The organism is Actinomadura syzygii (assembly GCF_008085905.1).
Classification (GTDB): Bacteria; Actinomycetota; Actinomycetes; order Streptosporangiales; family Streptosporangiaceae; genus Spirillospora; species Spirillospora syzygii.
On sequence record NZ_VSFF01000014.1, the window covers coordinates 54,317 to 75,027 of the forward strand.

At 71.3% G+C, this 20,711-nt stretch carries 18 protein-coding genes; 8 read left to right on the top strand and 10 right to left on the bottom strand.

All coding sequences use genetic code 11. The features are described from left to right. Positions 1-490: 490 nt before the first annotated feature. The 4 genes from FXF65_RS34000 to mtrA form a co-directional block, all read right to left on the bottom strand. A complete protein-coding gene (locus tag FXF65_RS34000; RefSeq protein WP_148354185.1) occupies positions 491-1,192 on the bottom strand; it encodes a ComF family protein in 702 nt (233 codons plus the stop codon). A gap of 76 nt (positions 1,193-1,268) precedes the next feature. After that, on the bottom strand, positions 1,269-3,008 hold the full coding sequence (locus FXF65_RS34005) for an LpqB family beta-propeller domain-containing protein (RefSeq protein ID WP_246199294.1): 1,740 nt from the start codon (positions 3,006-3,008) through the stop codon (positions 1,269-1,271). A gap of 35 nt (positions 3,009-3,043) precedes the next feature. Next, the gene (gene mtrB / locus FXF65_RS34010; protein ID WP_187412650.1) at positions 3,044-4,669 is read right to left on the bottom strand and encodes an MtrAB system histidine kinase MtrB; all 1,626 of its coding nucleotides are present in this window, start codon (positions 4,667-4,669) and stop codon (positions 3,044-3,046) included. Between the two features lie 25 nt (positions 4,670-4,694). Next, positions 4,695-5,372 (bottom strand): MtrAB system response regulator MtrA, encoded by a 678-nt coding sequence (gene mtrA / locus FXF65_RS34015; RefSeq protein ID WP_148354188.1) that lies wholly within the window; start codon positions 5,370-5,372, stop codon positions 4,695-4,697. 435 nt (positions 5,373-5,807) lie between these two features. On the opposite strand from mtrA, the gene FXF65_RS34020 reads away from it, so the two are divergent. The 5 genes from FXF65_RS34020 (at position 5,808) to FXF65_RS34040 (ending at position 11,218) form a co-directional block, all read left to right on the top strand. Further along, positions 5,808-6,929 (top strand): hypothetical protein, encoded by a 1,122-nt coding sequence (locus FXF65_RS34020; protein ID WP_148354189.1) that lies wholly within the window; start codon positions 5,808-5,810, stop codon positions 6,927-6,929. 5 nt (positions 6,930-6,934) lie between these two features. Beyond that, positions 6,935-7,693, top strand: a complete 759-nt coding sequence (locus FXF65_RS34025; protein ID WP_148354435.1) for a DUF4129 domain-containing protein — start codon at positions 6,935-6,937, stop codon at positions 7,691-7,693. Then, complete coding sequence (locus tag FXF65_RS34030; protein WP_148354190.1) at positions 7,687-8,901, top strand: DUF4350 domain-containing protein; 1,215 nt, start codon at positions 7,687-7,689, stop codon at positions 8,899-8,901. Before FXF65_RS34025 ends, FXF65_RS34030 begins: the two co-directional genes overlap by 7 nt. 101 nt (positions 8,902-9,002) lie before the next feature. After that, the gene (locus tag FXF65_RS34035) at positions 9,003-9,926 is read left to right on the top strand and encodes an AAA family ATPase (protein ID WP_246199322.1); all 924 of its coding nucleotides are present in this window, start codon (positions 9,003-9,005) and stop codon (positions 9,924-9,926) included. Further along, the gene (locus FXF65_RS34040) at positions 9,926-11,218 is read left to right on the top strand and encodes a DUF58 domain-containing protein (protein WP_148354192.1); all 1,293 of its coding nucleotides are present in this window, start codon (positions 9,926-9,928) and stop codon (positions 11,216-11,218) included. The genes FXF65_RS34035 and FXF65_RS34040 overlap by 1 nt, the downstream gene beginning before the upstream one ends. 2 nt (positions 11,219-11,220) lie before the next feature. Here the strand turns inward: FXF65_RS34040 and FXF65_RS34045 are convergent, their stop codons facing one another. Further along, positions 11,221-12,216 carry a stage II sporulation protein M gene (locus FXF65_RS34045; protein ID WP_148354193.1) on the bottom strand — a complete coding sequence of 332 codons (996 nt, stop codon included), beginning with the start codon at positions 12,214-12,216 and terminating at the stop codon, positions 11,221-11,223. A 121-nt stretch (positions 12,217-12,337) separates the two neighbouring features. Here FXF65_RS34045 and FXF65_RS34050 point away from each other — a divergent pair, with 121 nt between their 5' ends. Beyond that, positions 12,338-13,558 (top strand): RDD family protein, encoded by a 1,221-nt coding sequence (locus FXF65_RS34050; RefSeq protein ID WP_148354194.1) that lies wholly within the window; start codon positions 12,338-12,340, stop codon positions 13,556-13,558. A gap of 28 nt (positions 13,559-13,586) precedes the next feature. On the opposite strand, the gene FXF65_RS34055 is transcribed toward FXF65_RS34050, so the two are convergent. From FXF65_RS34055 to ahcY (FXF65_RS34065), 3 genes are all read right to left on the bottom strand, one after another. Next, positions 13,587-14,162, bottom strand: a complete 576-nt coding sequence (locus FXF65_RS34055) for a hypothetical protein (protein WP_246199295.1) — start codon at positions 14,160-14,162, stop codon at positions 13,587-13,589. Between the two features lie 26 nt (positions 14,163-14,188). Next, on the bottom strand, positions 14,189-15,445 hold the full coding sequence (gene ahcY / locus FXF65_RS34060) for an adenosylhomocysteinase (RefSeq protein WP_148354195.1): 1,257 nt from the start codon (positions 15,443-15,445) through the stop codon (positions 14,189-14,191). Between the two features lie 68 nt (positions 15,446-15,513). After that, on the bottom strand, positions 15,514-16,944 hold the full coding sequence (ahcY, locus tag FXF65_RS34065) for an adenosylhomocysteinase (RefSeq protein WP_148354196.1): 1,431 nt from the start codon (positions 16,942-16,944) through the stop codon (positions 15,514-15,516). 175 nt (positions 16,945-17,119) lie between these two features. On the opposite strand from ahcY (FXF65_RS34065), the gene FXF65_RS34070 reads away from it, so the two are divergent. Together FXF65_RS34070 and FXF65_RS34075 are read left to right on the top strand one after the other, a co-directional pair. Further along, the gene (locus FXF65_RS34070; protein ID WP_148354197.1) at positions 17,120-17,473 is read left to right on the top strand and encodes a MerR family transcriptional regulator; all 354 of its coding nucleotides are present in this window, start codon (positions 17,120-17,122) and stop codon (positions 17,471-17,473) included. 164 nt (positions 17,474-17,637) lie between these two features. Further along, positions 17,638-18,123 (top strand): hypothetical protein, encoded by a 486-nt coding sequence (locus FXF65_RS34075; RefSeq protein WP_148354198.1) that lies wholly within the window; start codon positions 17,638-17,640, stop codon positions 18,121-18,123. A gap of 82 nt (positions 18,124-18,205) precedes the next feature. Here FXF65_RS34075 and FXF65_RS34080 read toward each other — a convergent pair whose 3' ends face one another. Beyond that, positions 18,206-18,883: a response regulator gene (locus FXF65_RS34080; RefSeq protein WP_148354199.1), complete on the bottom strand. Its 678-nt coding sequence runs from the start codon at positions 18,881-18,883 to the stop codon at positions 18,206-18,208. Positions 18,884-18,934: 51 nt separating this feature from the next. Next, positions 18,935-20,512 carry a sensor histidine kinase gene (locus tag FXF65_RS45565; RefSeq protein WP_246199296.1) on the bottom strand — a complete coding sequence of 526 codons (1,578 nt, stop codon included), beginning with the start codon at positions 20,510-20,512 and terminating at the stop codon, positions 18,935-18,937. Between the last annotated feature and the right edge of the window lie 199 nt (positions 20,513-20,711).

A 20,711-nucleotide genomic window follows, 5' to 3' on the forward strand; every position in this document is an offset into this window, starting at 1 on the left:
CGTTTCGCCTGCGCCTGGCATCGGCTAGCCGGACCGGCTGACGCGCTCCTGACGAGCGCTGCGATCCAACGCAACCACGGACCCGGGCGGGTGCCATGTCAGGAACGCTAACCCCTTACGCCTCGAATGTCAGGGGGGTGGACGGAGGAAAAACTCACTGACCGTCATCGGAGACTGTCGCATCAGGTACCCCGCCCCGGTTCAGGCGCCCCACCGACCACCGTCAACCCCTGCGGACGCGCCCGTCGCACCCCCTCCACCACCGCAGGTCAGATGGGACTCCCCCTTCGGTGAGTTTGGAAAACCTCGACTCTCCCACCATCAAGACGCGCCCCGGACACCCGCCTCACCTCCCCCGAAATCCCGACTACACAAGGTAACTACCTGCCGGTGTTTCTCCCCAACGTGAAGAAAGTCACCAACCACCCCCAAGGCCAAGAACGCCCCAAGCCATCCCCCTGCCACCGCTGCGGTAGGGCTGGGGTGGCTGCTACGTGCGTTTTCGGCGGAGGGGGGTGGTGGCGATTGTGGCGGCGGCTGAGGGCTCGGCTCCGGCGGCGCGGAGGGCTCGGGCAGCTTCCGCGAGGGAGGCGCCCGTGGTCATCACGTCGTCCACCAGGACGATCCGGTGGTCGGTGAGGCCGGTGCTCGGCGTCACTTCGAGGGCTCCGTCCAGGTTGGCGATTCGTTGCGTGGCCGTGAGCCCGGCCTGATCGGCTACGCGGCCGCACTGCCGCAGGGCGGGGACGGCGGTCACCGGCAGGCCCTTCGCGCGCAGGCGCCGTACCGCGACGGCGACCGCTCCCCGCAGCGGGTCGTGCCCGCGTCGGCGGACCGCCCCGCGCGCCGACGGCACCCACACGACGGCCACCGGCAGGCGCGGGGTGGTTTTGGGCGGGGGCGAGCGGGTCTGCGGCAGGGCGGCGTGGACGGCGGTGGCCAGGGCCTCGCCCAAGGGGGCGGCTAAGGCCGTGCGGCCGTGTTCCTTGTAGGCGGACAGGATCGTCCGGAGAGGGCCCTCGTAGGGGGCGACGGTCCAGGGAGGCGGCAGGCCGTCTGGGGCCGTTAGGGCGGGTCTGGCGGGGGCTTGCAGTGGGGCCGCGCAGTCGTCGCACAGCAGGACGGGAGCCGCGTCGCAGCCGGCGCAGCGCTCCGGGAGCAGCAACTCGATCAAGTCGGCGAGGAAGCTCATGCCCTCGACGATGCCGCCAGCGAGCCGCCGGGAGCACGAGATCCGCGAGTTGTGGATAACTTCGCCGAGCGCGACGTCAGCGCGGGTAGCTCGGGTCCTTCGCCGCGGTCGGGCAGATCCAGGGGCTGTAGGAGTTGCTCGGGACGCGCTGGCGGCAGACCTGTTCCTTCCCGGACGAGCGGGTGCCGATGAGGATCGGAGCGCCGGGCGCGGCGGCGATCGTGCGGGGCTCGCCCAGGGAGCCCACTCCCAGGGACGTGATGGCGCTACCGCTTATGGGCATCAGGAACGGCAGCGTCTGCGAGTCGCGCTTGGCACGCCCCAAGACGGCGAGGGTGTTGTAGTCACGCCAGGCGAGGTCGACCGCGTCCTGGAGTTCGGAGCTCACCGGCAGGAACGAGCCGACGTCAAGGGAACCGTCCGGAGCGTGGGCGATGCGGCCCACCTGCACCTGAGGACGGCCGTCGATCCGCGCGATGACGGCCGCGCGGACGCCGTCGCGCGCGACGCGGAAGGCCAGTACCTCACGTCCGCCCAGACCCCAGTGGGCGGCTCGCACGGCTGGACGGCCACGCGGACGCACCCACAGCCAGGATTCGTCCCGCCGGGTCTCCACGACCCACAGCGTGCCGTCATTGCTCCAGGACGGGGCGGTGAAACGAGCCCCTTCCTGCGCGGTCAGCAGGACGTGCGGGGTGGGCGCTCCCGTGACAGGGGCCGCGACAAAGACCTGGCGGCCCGTGGCGCTGAGCCCGGCGAACTCCTGGTAGTCGGGAGCGATGGCAGGACGGGAGAGACGACCGCCGGGCCCCGTCACGATGGGTTGGGCGCGGTCGCCCTGCAACGTGCCCAGGTACCCGGACGACCCCACCACGTAGGCGTTCTCGTGGGTTTCGCCTTGCGGCACCTGGCCGTCAGGGGAGTTGCCCTCCCACGCGTGCACGGGCTGGGTGGCCTCCATGTCCTGGGCGATGACGGTCTCGCCGTTGATCTGGAGTCGCCACCGTTTGATCTCCGAAAGCTGCCGCATCGTCCAACTGAGTTGCGCCGACATCCGTTCGATGTTGCCTGCGTGGGCCTCTTCGGAGAGGTCGACGGTGGCGACGTCCTTCTCGATATGGACGCCCCGACGCAGCCGGGTGCGAGGCGGGAAAGCAGTACGGACGGCACCGTTCAGCCAGGACGTCGGCCCCGCCAGCAACGCCTGGACGAGCTGAGTGGGCAACGTCTGCCTGTTGACCACCGGCAGGAAGATTCCGTTGGGGACGAGGGTCTGCTGATCAGGCGCGAAGAAGAACAGGTTGACGGTGCGCATGGCGCGCTCGACGTCGTCCTTGGAGAGGAACAGACCGCCCTTGTCGTCACCCGGCATTCCGGTGATGCGCCATACGCCCTGCGGGGTCTTGGCCAACTGGAACGTGCTGTCGAGCCCCTTCGGGGACGCGGTGTACTGCCCGTCGGACGTGATCGTGCCCAGTTCGTCGCCGGTGACCCTGACCGTCGCCTGGTCACCGGCCGTCCTGACCACCTGCGGCGCGATGATCCGGCTGGACAGGACGGTCACGAACGGGCGCAGACCCGGATTCCAGGAAGTCTGCGGGCTGAGGTACGTCTTCGCGACATGGTGGTTGTCGTCGAAACTGGCGGACGCGGCGAGGAACCCGGAGACGATCTGGGCCGGACCCCATTCCGGCCGCGGTTTCACCGGGATCAGCCGCACGTACGGGTCGTCGACGCGCTCCGCGCGTTCCGCGGGCTTGCCGGTCACGACCTGCCCCCCGCTCGGGACGGTCGCGCACCCCGCACCGCCGAGCACGAAGAGCCCTCCCGCGAGAAGACACGTGCCCCGCTTCACTCCCCGGCCTCCAGCTCCGCGTACAGCGGACGGGCGTCACCGGCCCCAGGAGGGACGAGCGGCAGCGGCGAGCCCCTGAGTTCGGCCCCGGCCACGCGAGGCAGCGAGAGGCGGAACTGGGAGCCCGCGCCGGGCTCTCCCCACGCCTGCAGCCATCCGCCGTGCAGCTGCGCGTCCTCCCGGGAGATCGACAGGCCGAGGCCGGTGCCGCCGGTGGTGCGGGCGCGCGCGGGGTCCGCGCGCCAGAACCGGTCGAACACCATCTGCCCCTCTCCCGGTTTGAGCCCCACGCCGTGGTCACGGACGGCGACGGCCACGGCATCGCGGTCGGCGGCCACGGAAACGACGATGTCCTCGCCTTCGCCGTGCTCCACGGCGTTGACGAGCAGGTTCCGCAGGATCCGTTCGACTCTGCGCCGATCCACCTCGGCCATGCAAGGCTCACCGGGCAGTTGCAGGACGACCTTGCTGCCCTTGCGCTCTGCCAGGCCCTGGATGTCCCCGACAACGCGCAGGACGAGGTCGCGCATGTCCAGCGACTCAGCGTCGAGCGTCGCCGCCCCAGCGTCGTGCCGACTGATCTCCAATAGGTCGGCCAGGAGGGACTCGAACCGCTCCAACTGGCTCTGCAACAACTCCGCGGAGCGTCCGACCGCGGGATCATCGAAGGTGTCGCGGTTCTCGTAGAGCATGTCCGCGGCGATCCTGATGGTTGTCAGGGGCGTGCGCAGCTCGTGGGACACGTCCGAGACGAACTGGCGCTGCACCTGCGACAGGTCTTCCAGTTCCCCGATTTTCTCTTGCAGGTTCGCCGCCATGTCGTTGAACGAACGGGCGAGGCGTGCCAGGTCGTCCTCACCGCGGACCCTCATGCGCTCTTCGAGACGTCCGGCGGCGAGGCGCTGCGCCCCTTGCGCGGCCAACCGCACCGGTAGGACGACCTGCCTCGTCACCAGCGCGGCGATCGCCGCCAAGAGCAGCACAAGGACGACACCCACCCCGGCCAGGGACCGCCCCACGTTGGTCAGCGTCCGCTGTTCCTCCTCTAGGGGGAACAGGTAGTAGAGCTCGAACTGGCCGGTCTTACCGCCCACGATGAGCCCGCGCTCGGACGGACGGTCACCGACGTAGGAGAGCTTTCCGTAGGTGTAGGCGCTCGCACCCGCCGGAGCGTTCTTCAACTCCTCACGGAGCCGACGCGGGACGCTCTCCTCCCGCAGCTCATTGGTCGTGTATCCGTCGAAGTACTGCTCCGTGGTGTCGCGGATATAGACCTCGTACAGACCGGACGGCCCGCTACGGGACTTCAACCTGTCGATGGTCGCGTTGAGCCTGCTGCCGTCCCCCGGCGAGTTCCCCAGGTCGCGCTGTACCTGCGCCAGACCGTCGTCCAGTTGCAGGCGTGCGGCCTTGACCTTCCCGTCCATCAGGGCGGACGACACCTGCTGCATCAGGAACGCGCCCAGGATCGCCACCACGATCGCTGAGATGAACAGCGTCGAGGTGACGATGCGCACCTGGATCGAGCGGCGCCACCGCGTGTACCCGGTCCGGACGGCGCTCCGCAGGGCGCGGTGGACGGCCCCGAGCCCACGCCGGACGGACCGCTTCGCCCTCGTCATGCCGGCGCTCATGGGTGGTCCGGCGTCAGGCCGGTCCCGCCTTGTAGCCCACACCGCGGACGGTGACGACGATCTCGGGGCGCTCCGGGTCCTTCTCGATCTTGGCGCGGAGGCGCTGCACGTGGACGTTCACCAGTCGGGTGTCGGCGGCGTGCCGGTAACCCCAGACCTGCTCCAGGAGGACTTCACGGGTGAACACCTGGCGGGGCTTGCGGGCAAGGGCCACCAGGAGGTCGAACTCCAGCGGCGTCAGCGGGATGTGGCGTTCTCCGCGCTTCACGGAGTGCCCGGCGACGTCGATGGTGATGTCGCCTATCTGCAGGGTCTCGGGGGCGGGCTCGTCGGTACGGCGCAGGCGCGCGCGCACACGGGCCACCAGTTCCTTGGGCTTGAACGGTTTGACGATGTAGTCGTCGGCGCCGGACTCCAGGCCGAGGACGACGTCGACCGTGTCGCTCTTGGCCGTCAGCATGACGATCGGAACACCGGACTCGGCGCGGATCTGGCGGCACACGTCGATCCCGTCCGCCCCCGGCAGCATCAGGTCGAGCAGCACGAGGTCGGGCCGGGTCTCCCGGAACGCCTCAAGCGCCTTGTCGCCATCGTGCACGAAGGAGGGCTCGAAACCCTCGCCCCTCAGCACGATGCCGAGCATCTCGGCGAGCGCGAGGTCGTCGTCGACGACCAGTACACGTCCTCTCATGGCCCTCATCGTCGCAAAGTCGGGGTTCGGTGGGGTGAGCACGTGTCGGCTCCGCCCTGGCCGGCGGCGCCGGCGCGCTGTGCGGCGGACGATACGTCCTCGAAGGCGCGATGGCTCGGCCCCACCTCGCCAGGGAGAGATATGCCTTGGCGTGCAAGGTTACCCGCGTTTGTGTCGTACATGGCTCCCGCTGGATGGTGGGCGCACGGAATTGTAGGGGGTGCTCCCGAAACCCGCGCGGCCCAGGACAAGATCGGCATGAACCGGACGCCCCCCGGGCCCGGTGGCGTCCCGGAACGTTATCCACAGGTCGGCAGACGGCAAACCCGGCACCTCGCGCGTGACAGGATGACGTGACCGGCGGGGGCGCCGGGGCCCCTGGGGGCCCAGGGGGACGCGCCGGCAGACCCCCTCCACACATCGCAGGGAGCCGAGATGCCGGGACCGGACGGCTGGGACGACGACATGGACGCCGACGGCGTGCAGGGCGTCCCGTTCCGTCCCATGTCCATGTCCGAGATGCTGGACGGCGCCATCGCCGGGATCCGGCGGCGTCCGCGCACGTCACTGGGCCTGGCCGCGGCGATCAGCACGGTCATCCAGGTGGCGAGCTCCATCGCCGCCTACTTCTTCATCGGGGACCAGGCCCGCGACGAGGTCACCCCGGACGTGCTGATGGAGTCGCTGGGCGCGCAGCTCACCCTCACCGTCATGAGCCTGGTCCTGTCGGCCTTCGGGATCCTGCTGCTCTCGGGGATGCTCGCACCGATCCTTGGCCGTGAACTCGTGGGGATGCCGATCGCGCCCAGGCAGGCATGGCGCGACGCCAGGCCCCGCTTGCTCCGGCTGGTCGTCACGGCCGCGGCCGTCATAGGCATCTCGTTGGGGGCGCTGGTGTTGCCCCTCGTCCCGTTCACCCTGCTGCTGGTCGGCGGGGCCCATCCGGCGCTGGGAGTGCTCGCGGGCGTGCTGGGCTTCCCCATCGGCATCGGGCTCATGGTGTGGCTCTACCTGCTGTTCGTCCAGGCCGTCCCGGCGGTCGTCCTCGAACGGCAGACGGTTACGGGCGCGCTGCGCCGGGCGGTCGCGCTCTCCAAGGGGCGCTGGTTCCGCACGTTCGGGACGCTGCTGCTCGCCATGCTCATCACCGTGTTCATGGGCTTCTTCGCGCTGCGCATCCCGTTCCTGGTCGTTCAACTGATCTTTTTCGGCAGCTCCTCTGGCAACGACGCGACGATGGGCGCTCTCGCGGTCGACACGGTCGGCCGCATCGTCAGTTGGTCGGTGGTGCTCCCCTTCGACGCCGGTGTGATCGCCCTCCTGTACATGGACAGGCGCATGCGCCGTGAGGGCTTCGACCTCGACCTGCGTACCAGAGGACGTTCCGCCTCCGCCATCGCGAGAGAGTCCATCGCGCGAGACCGGAACGGCTCCGCGCCAGAAGGCGGCGAGCAAAGCGACACCGACCACGGCGACACCGACCGCGGCGAGGGCTTCATCGACCTGTGGCGGACGAACCCACTACCGGCACGTCCCGGGACGGGGGCGAACCAATGACGGCCATGCTCACAACGCTCACCGCCCATGCGCTCGGTGCTCAGGCGCTCGGTGCTCAGGCGCTCGGTGCTCAGGCTTTCGGCGCTCAGGCGGGCGACCCGGTCGGCCGGGACGAGGCGCGCGAGATGGCCCGCCGCGAGCTGGAGAAGCAGATCTACCAGCGCGAGAAGCCGTCCTGGGTGGAACGCCTCCTGGAGGATTTCGCCAACTGGCTGCAGAACCTGTTCGACCAGTCCCCGCGTCCGGATTCGCAGGGCAGCGGCGGCGGCTGGCTGTCGATCGCCGTCATCGTGGTCGTCGTCCTCGCCGCGCTGGCGATCACGGTGTGGCTGATGAAGGGCCGCCGCAACCCGCGCTCCCGCGGCGCCCCCCTGCTGGACGACGTGCCGTCCACCGCGCTCGACCACCGGGACGCGGCGGAACGCCACGCGGCGGCCGGGCAGTGGGCCGAGGCCATCCGCGAACGCCTCCGGGCGATAGCCCGCGACCTGGAGGAGCGGGCGGTCCTGGCGGCGCGTCCGGGGCGCACCGCCGACGAGCTGGCGGCCGAGGCGGGCGAGGCCGTGCCCGCCCTGGCGGACGACCTGCGCGCGGCCGTGCTCGTCTTCGACGACGTCTGGTACGGCGACCGTCCCGGCACGGCCGAGGGGTACGCGCGGGTCAAGGACGTGGACGAACGGCTCCGGGCGGCGAAGCCCAAGCCGCTTGAGGCGGACGAACTCGCCCCCGTCGGAGCCGGTGACGAGGAGGGCCCGCGATGGTGACGCAGACCGCGCCCCAGGGTTCGTCCCAGGGCGCGCAGGGGCCCGCGGAGCCGTCCGCCCGGCAGGTCGCGGGACGGCGCTGGCGCTCCGCGCGCGGTGTCGTCGCCGCATTGCTCGCCATGGTCGTGGTCGCGGTGATCCTGGCCGCGCTGCGTCCGTCGACGTCCCCCGACGCACTCGACCCGACCTCGCCCAAGCCGGACGGCAGTCGCGCCCTGGTGGAGATCCTCCGCCAGCACGGCACGCAGGTGACCGTGGCCAGGCACGCCAACGACGCGGTCAACCAGGCGAGGCCGGACACGGTCATCGTGGTGACCCGCACCGAACGGCTCACCAACGAAGACCTCGTGCTGCTGAGCAACGTCCAGGCGAACCTGCTGCTCGTCCAACCCACGTCGTTCGCCCTCGCCGACCTGGCCCCGCGCGTACGCGAGGACTACCCCGGCCCCGTGGAGGCCGACGCACCCGGCTGCTCTCTGCAGGCGGCGACCCTGGCGGGCGCCGTGACGCTGCACGAGGCGATGACGTACGAGGTGACCGGCCCCGGCACCGAGTGCTACGGGACGAAGTACGGCGGGGCGCGCCTCGTCCAGGTGCAGAACGGCGCGAACACCGTCACGGTGCTCGGTTCCAGGGGGCCGCTGACCAACCGGAGGCTCACCGAGCAGGGGAACGCCGCGCTGTCCATGAACCTGGCGGCGGGCTCGGGTTCCTCAGTCGTCTGGCTGATCCCCGACCTGCCCAAGACGGGTTCCGGGGCCGGGCAGAAGTCCCTCGGCGACCTCCTTCCGTTCGGCACCAAGCTGTTCTTCCTCGAACTGATCGTCGCGGTGCTGCTGGTGGCGCTGTGGCGGGCGCGCAGGCTCGGGCCGGTGGTGGCGGAGGCGCTGCCGGTCGTCGTCCGGTCCGCGGAGACCGTGGAGGGGCGCGCGCGCCTCTACCGCGCCGGGCACGCCCGCGACCGCGCCTCCGACGCGCTGCGCTCCGGCGCCCGCGAACGACTCGTCCCGCTGCTCGGGCTTCCCCGCGGCCGTGCGCAGGACCCCTCCGCCGCGCAGGAGATCGTCACGGCGGTCGCCCGCCGGACGCCCTACGACGAGCCGTACGTCGGCGCGGCCCTGTACGGTCCCCCACCCGTGGACGACGCCGGGCTCATCGCGCTCAGCGACGTCCTCGACGACCTGGAAAGGCAGGTACGCCAGTCTTGAACCACCCAGTAGATCTCGGGAAGGGCGCCGAGAGCGACACCCCGCCGCCGGGCGCGCTCTCCGAGGACGCGCGGCGCCAGAGCGAGACGGCCCGCGCGGCGCTGACCGCGCTGCGCGGCGAGGTCGCGAAGACGGTCGTCGGCCAGGACTCCGTCGTCACCGGCCTGGTCATCGCGCTGCTGTGCCGCGGCCACGTGCTGCTGGAGGGCGTCCCCGGCACGGCGAAGACGCTGCTCATCAAGACGCTGTCGCGGGCCCTCGACCTCGACTTCAAGCGCGTCCAGTTCACCCCCGACCTGATGCCGGGCGACGTCACCGGATCGCTCATCTACGACAACCGGACGTCGGAGTTCGAGTTCCGCGAGGGGCCCGTCTTCACCAACCTCCTGCTCGCCGACGAGATCAACCGGACGCCGCCGAAGACGCAGGCGTCGCTCCTGGAGGCCATGGAGGAACGGCAGGTCTCCGTGGAGGGGTCCGCGCGCGCTCTGCCCGACCCGTTCGTGGTGTGCGCGACGCAGAACCCGATCGAGTACGAGGGCACCTACCCCCTGCCAGAAGCCCAGCTCGACCGGTTCCTGGTCAAGCTCACCGTGCCCGTCCCCACGCGGGACGAAGAAATCGCCATGCTCCAGCGGCACGCGGCCGGATTCGACCCGCGCGACCTGTCAGAGGTGCAGCCGGTCGCGGGCGCGGCCGAGCTCGCCGCAGGGCGCGCCGCGGTCCGGGCCGTCCATCTGGACCAGTTGGTCGCCGCGTATGTGGTCGACCTGTGCCGGGCTACGCGCCAGTCACCGTCGCTCCAGCTCGGGGTGTCGCCGCGTGGCGCGACGGCGCTGCTGGCGACGTCCCGGGCGTGGGCGTGGCTGTCCGGCCGCGACTACGTGACGCCGGACGACGTGAAGGCCCTGGCCCGGCCGACGCTGCGGCACCGCGTCCAGCTGCGTCCCGAGGCGGAACTGGAGGGCGCGACCGCGGACGGCGTGCTGGAGGGCATCCTGTCCCACGTCCCCGCCCCGCGCTGATGGCGCTGACCGGGCGCCTCGGGCTGCTGGCCCTGCTCGGCGCGATCGTCCCGCTGTTCGCGCCGGAGTGGTGGGCGCTGTTCGCCGTGTGGGGGGCGCTGCTGCTCGGCGTCCTCGCCGACCTGGCCCTGGCGGGCAACGTGCGCGCGTTGCGTTTCCACCGCGCGGGCGACAAGAACGTCCGGCTCGGGGAGTCGGCCCAGGTGTCCCTCATCGTGGAGAACCTCGGACGGCGCCGCCTCAAGGCCCGCCTGCGGGACGTGTGGCCGCCCAGCGCGGGCGCCACCCCGCGCATGGTGAGGGTGGACGTGCCCGCCGGGGAGCGGCGCCGCGTGGAGATGACGCTGACGCCGACCCGGCGCGGCGACCGCAAGGCCGTGACGGTCGTCGTCCGCTCCGTCGGGCCGCTCGGGCTGGCCGCGCGGCAGCTTTCGCGCGCCGCGCCCTGGACGGTCCGCGCGCTGCCCGCGTTCCCGTCCCGCCGCCACCTCCCGGCCAAGCTCGCACGGCTGCGTGAGCTCACCGGCGCGCATGTCACCCTCATCCGCGGACGAGGCACCGAGTTCGACTCCCTGCGCGAATACGTGGACGGCGACGACGTCCGCTCCATCGACTGGCGGGCCACCGCGCGCCGCAACGACATCGTGGTGCGCACGTGGCGTCCGGAGCGCGACCGGCGGATCTACCTCGTGCTCGACACCGGCCGCACGTCCGCCGGACGGGTCGGCGACATTCCCCGGCTCGACTGCTCGATGGACGCGGCGCTGCTGCTCGGCGCCCTCGCGTCCAGGGCGGGCGACCGCGTCGACCTGCTCGCCTACGACCGGCGCGTCCGCACCCGGGTCGAGGGCGCGTCCCGGACGGACCTGCTGCCCGCGATGGTGCACGCCATGGCGCCGCTGGAGCCGGAGCTCATCGAGTGCGACGCGGCCGGGATGGTGTCGACGCTGATGGCGCGGGTCCGGCAGCGGTGCCTGGTCGTCCTGCTCACCGAGCTGAACGCGGCCGCGCTCGAAGAGGGCCTGCTCCCGCTGCTGCCGCAGCTCACCGCCCGGCACCTGGTCATGATCGCCGCGGTGTCCGACCCGCGGGTGGGCGAGATGGCGGCCGGACGCGGCGACCTCGCGTCCGTGTACGACGCGGCCGCCGCAGAACGCGCGCGGGCCGAACGCCGCCACCTCACCGCCGAACTACGCGGACACGGCGTCGAAGTAGTGGACGCCCCACCAGACGAAATCGCCCCCGCCCTGGCCGACGCCTACCTGGCCCTGAAAGCCGCCGGACGCCTTTGACTTCAGCCGGCTACGGGGGCGAGGTCGGGGCGGAGGTCGGCGTCGCCGGTTTCGCCTTGGCGGACCGCGCGGCGGCCTAGGACGATCACGTAGGAGAGGAAGGCGATCTCGGCCACGACTCCGATGGAGATGCGGAGCCATGTGGTGTGGACCCAGCCGGTGACGAAGCCTTCGATGAGGCCCGAGACGAGCAGGACGCCGATCAGCCCGATGGCGATGCTGATGGCGGCGCGTCCCTCCTCGGCCAGGGCCTGGCCGCGGCGGCGGCGTCCGGGGTCGATGATGGTCCAGCCCAGCTTGAGGCCCCCGGCGCACGCCAGGTAGACGGCGGTCAGCTCCAGCAGGCCGTGCGGCAGGATCAGCCCGAAGAACACGTCGCCCTTGCCGTAGGCGAACATCAGGCCACCGATCAGACCGAGGTTGACCTGGTTCGCCAGCAGCACGTACACGGTCGGGATGGCGAGCAGGATGCCGAACGTAAGAGCGATGGCCGACACCCACGCGTTGTTGACCCAGACCTGGAACGCGAACGAAGACGCGGAGTGCTCGGTGTAGTAGTTCGCGAAGTCGTGTTCGACCAGTTCACGGATCTCGTCCGGTGTCCCGACGCTCGCCTGGACCTCGGGGTTGTGCACGACCCAGATCGCCAGTGCAAGCGCCAGGAGGTTGCCCAGGACGGCGTTGCCGAGCCACCACCATCGCATCCTGTACGCGGCCGCCGGGAAGGACACCGTGACGAAGCGGGTGACGTCGCGCCAGAGCGGCGCCTGCGCCCCGGCCACCGTCGCCCTGCCTCGTGCCACGAGGGACGACAACCGCCCCACGAGCTGGGGGTCGGGCGAGCTGGAACGGACGACGGACAGGTGCGTCGCCGTCCGCTGGTAGAGCTCGACCAGTTCGTCGGCCTCCGCGCCGGACAGTTTGCGGCCGCGGTTGATGAGCCACTCAAGGCGCTGCCATTCCGCGTTGTGCGCGGCAACATAGGCGTCGACGTCCACCCGGGGAGACTAACGCGACGCGCGTGGTCCCACCGAACTCCGTCGTCCCACCGACCCGCGTCGTCCCGCCGAACCGGCAAGATGGACCGGACCCTGATGCACACCCTTGGAGGATCAGGACATGGCCGAACTCGTCACCGGCGAGGCCGTCGCGCTCGACATCCGGGTCGCGCGGCTGGCCAGCCGTGGCTGCGCCATACTGCTCGACCTGCTCTTCCAGACGATGCTGCTGTACTTCGCCGTGTACATCACCGCGATGACGTCGCTCGTGGCCGACGACGCCTGGACGGTGGGGCTGACGCTGCTCGTGACCGTCGCCGTCCTGGTCGGGTACCCGTGCCTTTTCGAGACGCTGACCCGCGGACGGACGCTCGGCAAGATGGCCGTGGGTCTCCGGGTCGTCGCGGACGACGGCGGGCCCGTCCGCTTCAGGCAGGCACTGGTGCGCGCACTGGCCGGGGTCATCGAGTTCTGGATCCTCTACGGTTCGCCCGCGCTCATCACCTCGTTCTGCAACCGGCGCGGCAAGCGCCTCGGGGACCTGTTCGCGGGGACGATCGTCATCCAGGAGCGGGTGCCCGCGTCGGCGATGTTCTTCGGGCCCGTGGCCGTCATGCCGCCGCAGCTCGCCTGGTGGGGGCGCTCCCTGGAGCTGTCGATGCTCTCGGACGAACTCGCCATGACGGCCCGCCAGTACCTGACGCGCTTCTGGGAGCTGCTCCCGGACGTGCGCGACTCGCTGGGGCAGCGGATCGCGTCCCAGGTCGTCGCCGTGGTGAGCCCACCGCCGCCGCCGGGGGTGCGGCCGGAGATCCTCCTGTCGGCCGTGCTCGCCGAGCGGCGGTACCGGGAGGAGTGGAGGCTGGCCCAGCGCAGGGCGCAGCGGATGAGGCGCTTCGGCTGGACGTCCTGGCAGCCCGCCGCCGCGCCGGCCATGGCGATGGCGGGGCCGCCGCCGTCCGGGCCGATCACGGCGGGTCCGCCGGCGCCGCCGCCGTTCAGCGCGCCGGGCCCGGGGCAGCCGCGGTTCCTGCCGCCGTCCGACTACGGCGCCGGGCCCTACCAGGGCGTCTTGCACGGGCCTCATCCGTCCGCTCCCGGCCCGTACCCGCCCGGCCCCCACCCGGGTTCGACCGCGCCGCCCGGCGGCCCGTACGCGCCCGCTGGGCCGCCCGCCCCTCCGCAGCAGCCGCAGCAGGGACCTTGGCAGCAGGGATATCCGCCGCAAGGCCAGTACCCACAAGGCCAGTACCCGCAGGGTCAATATCCGCAAGGCCGATATCCGTCAGGCCAATACCCACAAAGCCACTACCCGCAGAACCACAACCCGCAAGGACGTTGATCCTGCCGGATTCATTCCGCGTAAGCGTTCAGGAGCGCAGATTCGGCGGGGAATCCAGCTCGGTCAATTCCACGCCCGGCGCGCCGACCACCACGTCCCCCGCCAAATGGACGGTCTCGACCTCTCCCGTGGCCAGATCCGCGACCTCGTAGCGCGATACCGGAAGCGGCTCGGTCTCCGTTTCGTACGTGGCCGTCTCGCCCCGGCTCCACTGCCACGCGACGGTCAGCGGCGAAAGCGACGGCCCGCTCAGCAGGACGAGGCGAACGGTCGTCCGCGCCCCCTCCTCCAAGCCCAATGAATGGGCGGCCGCGACAAGGAACGCGGGCGAGTCGAACATGAATCCGGACGCCCGTTCGGCGTGCTCGGTCCCCGTCTCCCCGGCGGCGCGCAGCGTTTCTCCGGCGGCGCGCACCCATGCGACCTGCGCGCCCGTGACACCGCCTCGCAGCCACCACGTCGGGGTGACGACTTCGACGCGGATCTGCCGCCAGCGCGAGTCCACGACCAGGTCGGTCCGGACGCCGTCGGAACGCCGCGACGTGTAACGCCAGCCGCCCGGCCCCGGCGCGCACTGGAAACGCTCTTCGACATCCCCGTTCATGAGGAGATAGGTCCCGGAGGGCACGGTCACGACCCCAGGCGCCAGGAATGCAGGTAATCCTCCTGCTCGGAGGTCAGCTCGTCGATCGACACCGACATGGACGCCAGCTTCAGCCGCGCCACTTCCGTGTCTATCTCCTTCGGCACGTCGTGGACGGCCGGGGCCAATGTCGAATGCGCGGTCGCGAGCCACGCGCAGGTGAGCGCCTGATCGGCGAACGACATGTCCATGACGGCCGCCGGATGCCCTTCCGCGGCCGCCAGATTGACGAGGCGGCCCTCGGCGAGCAGGACGAGGCGCCGCCCGTCCGCGAGCACGTACTCGTCCGTCTGCGGCCGGATCCCGTGATGCACTTCGACGGCCATTTCGCTCAGCGCCCGGACATCGATCTCCACGTCGAAGTGCCCGGAGTTCGCGAGGATCGCGCCGTCCTTCATGACGGCGAGGTGCTCACCGTTCACGACGTCACGATTCCCCGTGACCGTAATGAACACGTCGCCGTGCACGGCCGCCTCCGCCATCGGCTGGACGGCGAACCCCTGCAAAGCGGCGTCCAACGCCTTCACAGGATCGATTTCGGTCACCACTACACGCGCACCCAACCCGCGGGCCCGTTCGGCCAGACCACGTCCGCAATAGCCGAAACCCGCGATGACAATCGTCTTACCGGCCAACAGAGTATTGGTCGCGCGGACGATTCCGTCCAGTGTAGATTGGCCCGTCCCGTAGCGGTTGTCGAACATGTGCTTGGTGTCGGTGTCGTTCACCGCGACCATCGGAAAACGGAGCGCGCCTTCGCGTGCCATTTGATGGAGCCGGATGACGCCGGTCGTCGTCTGCTCGCATCCCGCCTTGACAGCGCCGAGCAGATCCGTCCGGTCGATGTGCAACGTGTTGACCAGGTCGCAGCCGTCGTCCAGGACGAAGTCGGGCTCGGTCTCCAGGGCCTGGTGAATGTGCGCGTAATAGCCCTCGCGGTCGATTCCGGCGCGGGCGAAGACCGCCGCGCCGTACTCCTCCACCAGCGCGGCGGCCGTGTCGTCCTGCGTCGACAAAGGATTGGACGCCGCGAGCGCCACGCTCGCGCCGCCCGCCTGAAGGGTCCGGATGAGCCCGGCCGTCTCGGTCGTGATGTGCATGCACGCCGCGACCTTGAAGCCGTCCAATGGGCGCTCCTCGGCGAACCTTTCCCGGATCTGCCGCAGAACGGGCATGCTCCGATCGGCCCACTCGATGCGCTTGACGCCCTCATAGGCGAGCGCCCCACCCGCGATATCGCTCATCCGCACCTTCAAGAAGCGACTGCCGGACGGGTGGCGACCCGTCCGGCAGTACCGGCTGACGCAGTGAATCAGTAACGGTAGTGGTCCGGCTTGTAGGGGCCCTCCACGTGGACGCCGATGTAGCCGGCCTGCTCCTTGGTGAGCTCGGTCAGCTTCACGCCGAGCGCGTCGAGGTGGAGGCGCGCGACCTTCTCGTCCAGGTGCTTCGGCAGGACGTACACGCCGACCGGGTACTCCTCGGTCTTCGTGAACAGCTCGATCTGCGCGATGACCTGGTTCGTGAACGAGTTGGACATCACGAACGACGGGTGTCCGGTGGCGCAGCCGAGGTTCATCAGGCGGCCCTCGGCGAGGACGATGATCGAGTGGCCGTCGGCGAACCGCCACTCGTGCACCTGCGGCTTGATCTCGATCTTCTCGATGCCCTGGGTCTTGGCGAGCCCGGCCATGTCGATCTCGTTGTCGAAGTGCCCGATGTTGGACACGATCGCCTGGTGCTTCATCCGGCCCATGTGCGCGGCCGTGATGATGTTGAAGTTGCCGGTCGTGGTGACGAAGATGTCGGCGATCTCGACGACGTCGTCCAGCGTGGTGACCTGGAAGCCGTCCATCGCGGCCTGCAGCGCGCAGATCGGGTCGATCTCGGTGACGATCACGCGGGCGCCCTGGCCGCGCAGCGCGTCGGCGCAGCCCTTGCCGACGTCGCCGTAGCCGCAGACGACCGCGACCTTGCCGCCGATCAGGACGTCGGTGGCGCGGTTCAGGCCGTCGATCACGCTGTGCCGGCAGCCGTACTTGTTGTCGAACTTCGACTTGGTGACCGAGTCGTTGACGTTGATCGCCGGGAAGGCGAGGGTGCCGGCCTTCGCCATCTCGTACAGGCGGTGGACGCCGGTCGTGGTCTCCTCGGTGACGCCCTTGACCGCGCCCGCGGTCTCCGTCCAGCGGCCCGGCGTCTCGGCGATGGTGCGGCGGAGGGTGTCGAGGATGATGCCCCACTCCTCCGGGTCGTCCTCGGACGCGGTCGGCACCGCGCCCGCCTTCTCGTACTCGGCGCCCTTGTGGACGAGCAGGGTCGCGTCGCCGCCGTCGTCCAGGATCATGTTGGGAGTGCCGCCGTCCGGCCAGCGCAGGGCCTGGTCGGTGCACCACCAGTACTCTTCGAGCGTCTCGCCCTTCCAGGCGAACACCGGGACGCCCTTCGGGTCGTCCTGCGTGCCGTCCCTGCCGACGACGATCGCGGCGGCGGCGTGGTCCTGGGTGGAGAAGATGTTGCAGGACACCCAGCGGACGTCGGCGCCGAGGTCCACCAGCGTCTCGATCAGGACGGCGGTCTGGATCGTCATGTGCAGCGAGCCCATGATCCGGGCCCCGCGCAGCGGCTTGGCGGCGGAGTACTCCTCGCGCACCGCCATCAGGCCCGGCATCTCGTGCTCGGCGAGCCGGATCTCCCGGCGCCCGAAGTCGGCCAGCGAAAGGTCGGCGACCTTGTAGTCCATGCTTTCGTTGCTCCTTGGTCCGCGGATGGCGGGTCGGATGGCGGTGCGGTACGCGAGGTACGCGAGGGTTGACGCCCGGACGGGCACTGGGTCAACGCCGCGAGTCTAAGGGGGCCGGACACCGCGAGGCACGGTCGAGCGCGACTTTCTGACACGAATTTGTCAGAATTGCTTCATGCGCATCACGGAGGCCGCCCGGCGGCTCGGCACCTCGCCCCGAATGCTCCGCTACCGGGAGGCCCTCGGGCTGCTGCCCGTCACCCGGGAGGCGGCGCTCGCGCGGCGCGGCGGCGGGCACCGCCGGTTCGGGGACGCCGAGCTGCGCGCCGTCGCGCTCGCCCTCGCGCTGGAGAAGCGCTACGACGTCGGCCCGGCCGAGCTGGCGTTCGGGCTGCGCGTCCTCGCCGAGCCGCAGGTCCAGGCGCACGTGCGGGAGCTGGGCGAGCGCATCGGGCGGCTGTCCGCGCCGCCGACCCGCGCGCTCGACTTCGAGAAGGAGAAGGCGATGCGGCTGCTGCGCCGGAGGTGACGGGCCGTTCCGAGGGGCGTGGGGGGTCGTCCCCCCACAATGATCCGGCCCGGCATCGCCGGTGCCACCGACGAATCGGGACCGATCGCGGTGTTTCGGAACGAGCCCGGCGCGCCTCTCGTAACCGCTACGATCCGCCCGGTAACCGGACGGAAGGGCGGCTCATGCGCTCGATGGTCTACGGGGTGCTCGGCATCATCATCGGCATCGGCCTGTTCGTGGGCGGCGCCGCGTCGAGCGGCGACGACGACGTGAAATGCGGCGGCAGGACGATGTCGCCCGGCGACACCTGCACGACCATCAGGGGCGGCGACTCCACGGAGCGCGGCTACGACGAGCAGAAGTCCAAGGACGGCCGCGAGGGCGTCATCATGATGATCGTCGGGCCGCTGGTGGCGGTCGGCGGCGCCGTGCTGCTCGCCGGACGGCGCCGCCGCGCCCGCGCCGCCTACCGCACCTACGGCGGCCCCGCGCCCCACCCGCACGCCGCGCACGGCCACCCCGGCCCGCACCCGCCCGGACAGCCCGGCTACCCCGCGGCGCAGCCCGGCTACCCGTCCGTGCCGCCCGCCGCGCATCCGGCGTTCCCGCCGCCCGGCGGGTACCCGCCCCAGCCGCCGCCCGGCGCCTACCCGCCGTACCACGGCTGACCAGCGGGCCACGGCGGCGCGCTCGGCCACGGCACCGCCCTGCGGCCACGACACCGCATTCCGACGACGACGCCGCGCCCGGTTACGGCGCCGTGTTCTCGCCCGGCACCACCACGCCCGACTCGTAGGCGAGCATGACGGCCTGGGCCCGGTCGCGCAGGTTGAGCTTGGTGAACACGCGCGCCACGTGCGTCTTGACGGTGTGCTCGCTGACGACGAGCCGCTGCGCGATCTCGCCATTCGACAGCCCGCCCGCGATCAGCACGAGGACCTCCGTCTCCCGCGCCGTCAGCGTCGCGAGCTCCGACGGCGCCTGCGGACGGTTCCGCCGCTGCTTCGTGAACTCGCGGATGAGGCGTCCGGTCACCTGCGGGGCGAGGAGCGAGTCGCCGCGCGCCACCACCCGGACGGCGGAGACCAGCTCGTCGGCCGTCGCGTCCTTCAGCAGGAACCCGCTGGCGCCGACGGCGAGCGCCTCGTAGACGTACTCGTCCACGTCGAACGTCGTCAGGACGAGCACCCGGACGTTGTCCGACCCCGGCAGCGCCAGGATGCGGCGGGTGGCCTCGATGCCGTCCATGCCGGGCATGCGGATGTCCATGACGACGACGTCGGGGCGCGGGAGCCGCTCGGCGATCCGGAGCGCCTCGCGCCCGTCGCCCGCCTCGCCGACGACGGTGATGTCGTCCTGCGCGGCGAGCAGCGCGGCGAACCCGGCGCGGACTATCGTCTGGTCGTCGACGATCAGCACGTTGATCACCGGCGCCGCCCCGGGCGGACGGCGGGCGCGGCCGGCGCGGCCGGCGCCGGATCAGCGCCGCCCCGGAGGCGCCTCGGAACCGTGTGAACCGTGTCCACGGGTGGAATTCCCCTCCCTCGTCACCGGAAGCTCGGCCTCCACCAGGAACCCGCCCTCGGCGGCCGGGCCGGCGGAGAACCGCCCGCCCAGCATGGTCGCACGTTCCCGCATGCCGACGAGGCCGTGTCCGCCACCGGACTCCGGCGGCTCCGGCGTCTCCAGCCGGGTGTGCCCGGCGTCCACGGCGGTGGGGCCCGCCGGATCCAGGACGGCGGTACGGGACTCGGGGTCGTCCCGCCTCAGCACCCTGGTCTGCGACGACGGGGGCTGCGACGACGGCCCCGGGCCGTCGTCGCGGACCCGGACCGCCAGCCGGTCCGGCAGGAACATCAGATCGACGTGCACGCCCGCGCCCGGCGCGTGCCGCCGCGCGTTCGTCAGCGCCTCCTGGACGATCCGGTACGCCGACAGCTCCACCGTCGTGGACAGCCCGCGCGGGTCGCCGTGCACGGCGAGCTCGACGCGGCCGCCCGCGCCGCGGTGCTGCTCGATCAGGTCGGGCAGCCGGTCGAGCCGGGGCTGCGGGGAGTTCGCCGCGTCCGGCTCCGGCGTGGCGTCGGCGCGCAGCACGCTGAGCAGCCGCCGCATCTCCACCAGCGCCTCCCGCGCGGTCTTGGCGATCTCGCTGTACCCGGCGCGGGCCTCCGGCGACAGGCTCTCCATCGTGTACGGCGCCGTCTCCGCCTGCACCGCGATCATGGAGACGGAGTGCGCGACGACGTCGTGCAGCTCGCGCGCGATCCGGGCGCGTTCGCGCATCACCGCCTGCTCCCGCTGGACGGCGGTGAGCCGGGTGAGGGTCTCGTTGGTGCGCTCGGCGGCCTCCGCCTCCGTCCGTCCGGCGGACTCGACGACGCGGCGCGCGTCGCCCAGCCCGATCGCGGCGAGGACGGCGATCAGCACGGCGGGCCAGGGGACGTCCCGGAGCGTCGACGTCGCCAGGTACACGACCGCGACCGTGACGACGCTGCCGACCGCGAGCACTCCGGCCGACTGGCGGGGCAGTTGGCGGCCCAGCGCGTACAGCGTGTAGAGGGCCGCGAAGCCGCTGGTGACGAGGAGGATCTGCCCGGTCAGCAGGCTCGCCGAGACCGCTCCGAGGACGATGGCCGCGACCGGCCGCAGGTTCTCCCGGCGCCAGCAGAGCGGCAGCGTGGCCGCGACCGCGAACCCGCCCGCGAGGCTGACCGGCGACTCGCCGCTCGGCGCCAGTTCGGCGAGCGCGGCGACGGTGAGCGCGAGCCCGGTGACCGGGGCGAAGTACCAGGAGCCGGCGACCTCGCGCCAGGTGCCGATCCAGCGCGGCAGCGGCGCGGTCGCCCCGCCCGGACCGGCGGGGCCGCCGTTCAGCCGCGCGCCCAGTTTCAGCGCGAGCGGGCGCAGCAGCGTCCCGATGCCGGTGAGGATCCAGAGCAGCAACTGTCCGACGCCCGCCACGATCCGGCCGGACAGCCGCCACGCGTGGTGCGCTACGGCCGGGCCGAACCCCGCGGGGCCGGTTCCGGTCTTGGGCTTGTCATCGGAGGTCACGACTCCATACTGACCGTTGGGCCGAGGTATCACCTCACCGCGCGGATGTATGCGGACGAGGCGGATCCGCCTCTGGTACCACCCGCTTTCCCTCCTTGAGGGGGACGTGCGGAAGAGGCTCGCGAACGTAGTGTTTCAACCGTGACCGCAACGGCAGCGGCGCCGGCGTAGGGGGTTCGGTGCGGCTGCCGCGGTCACA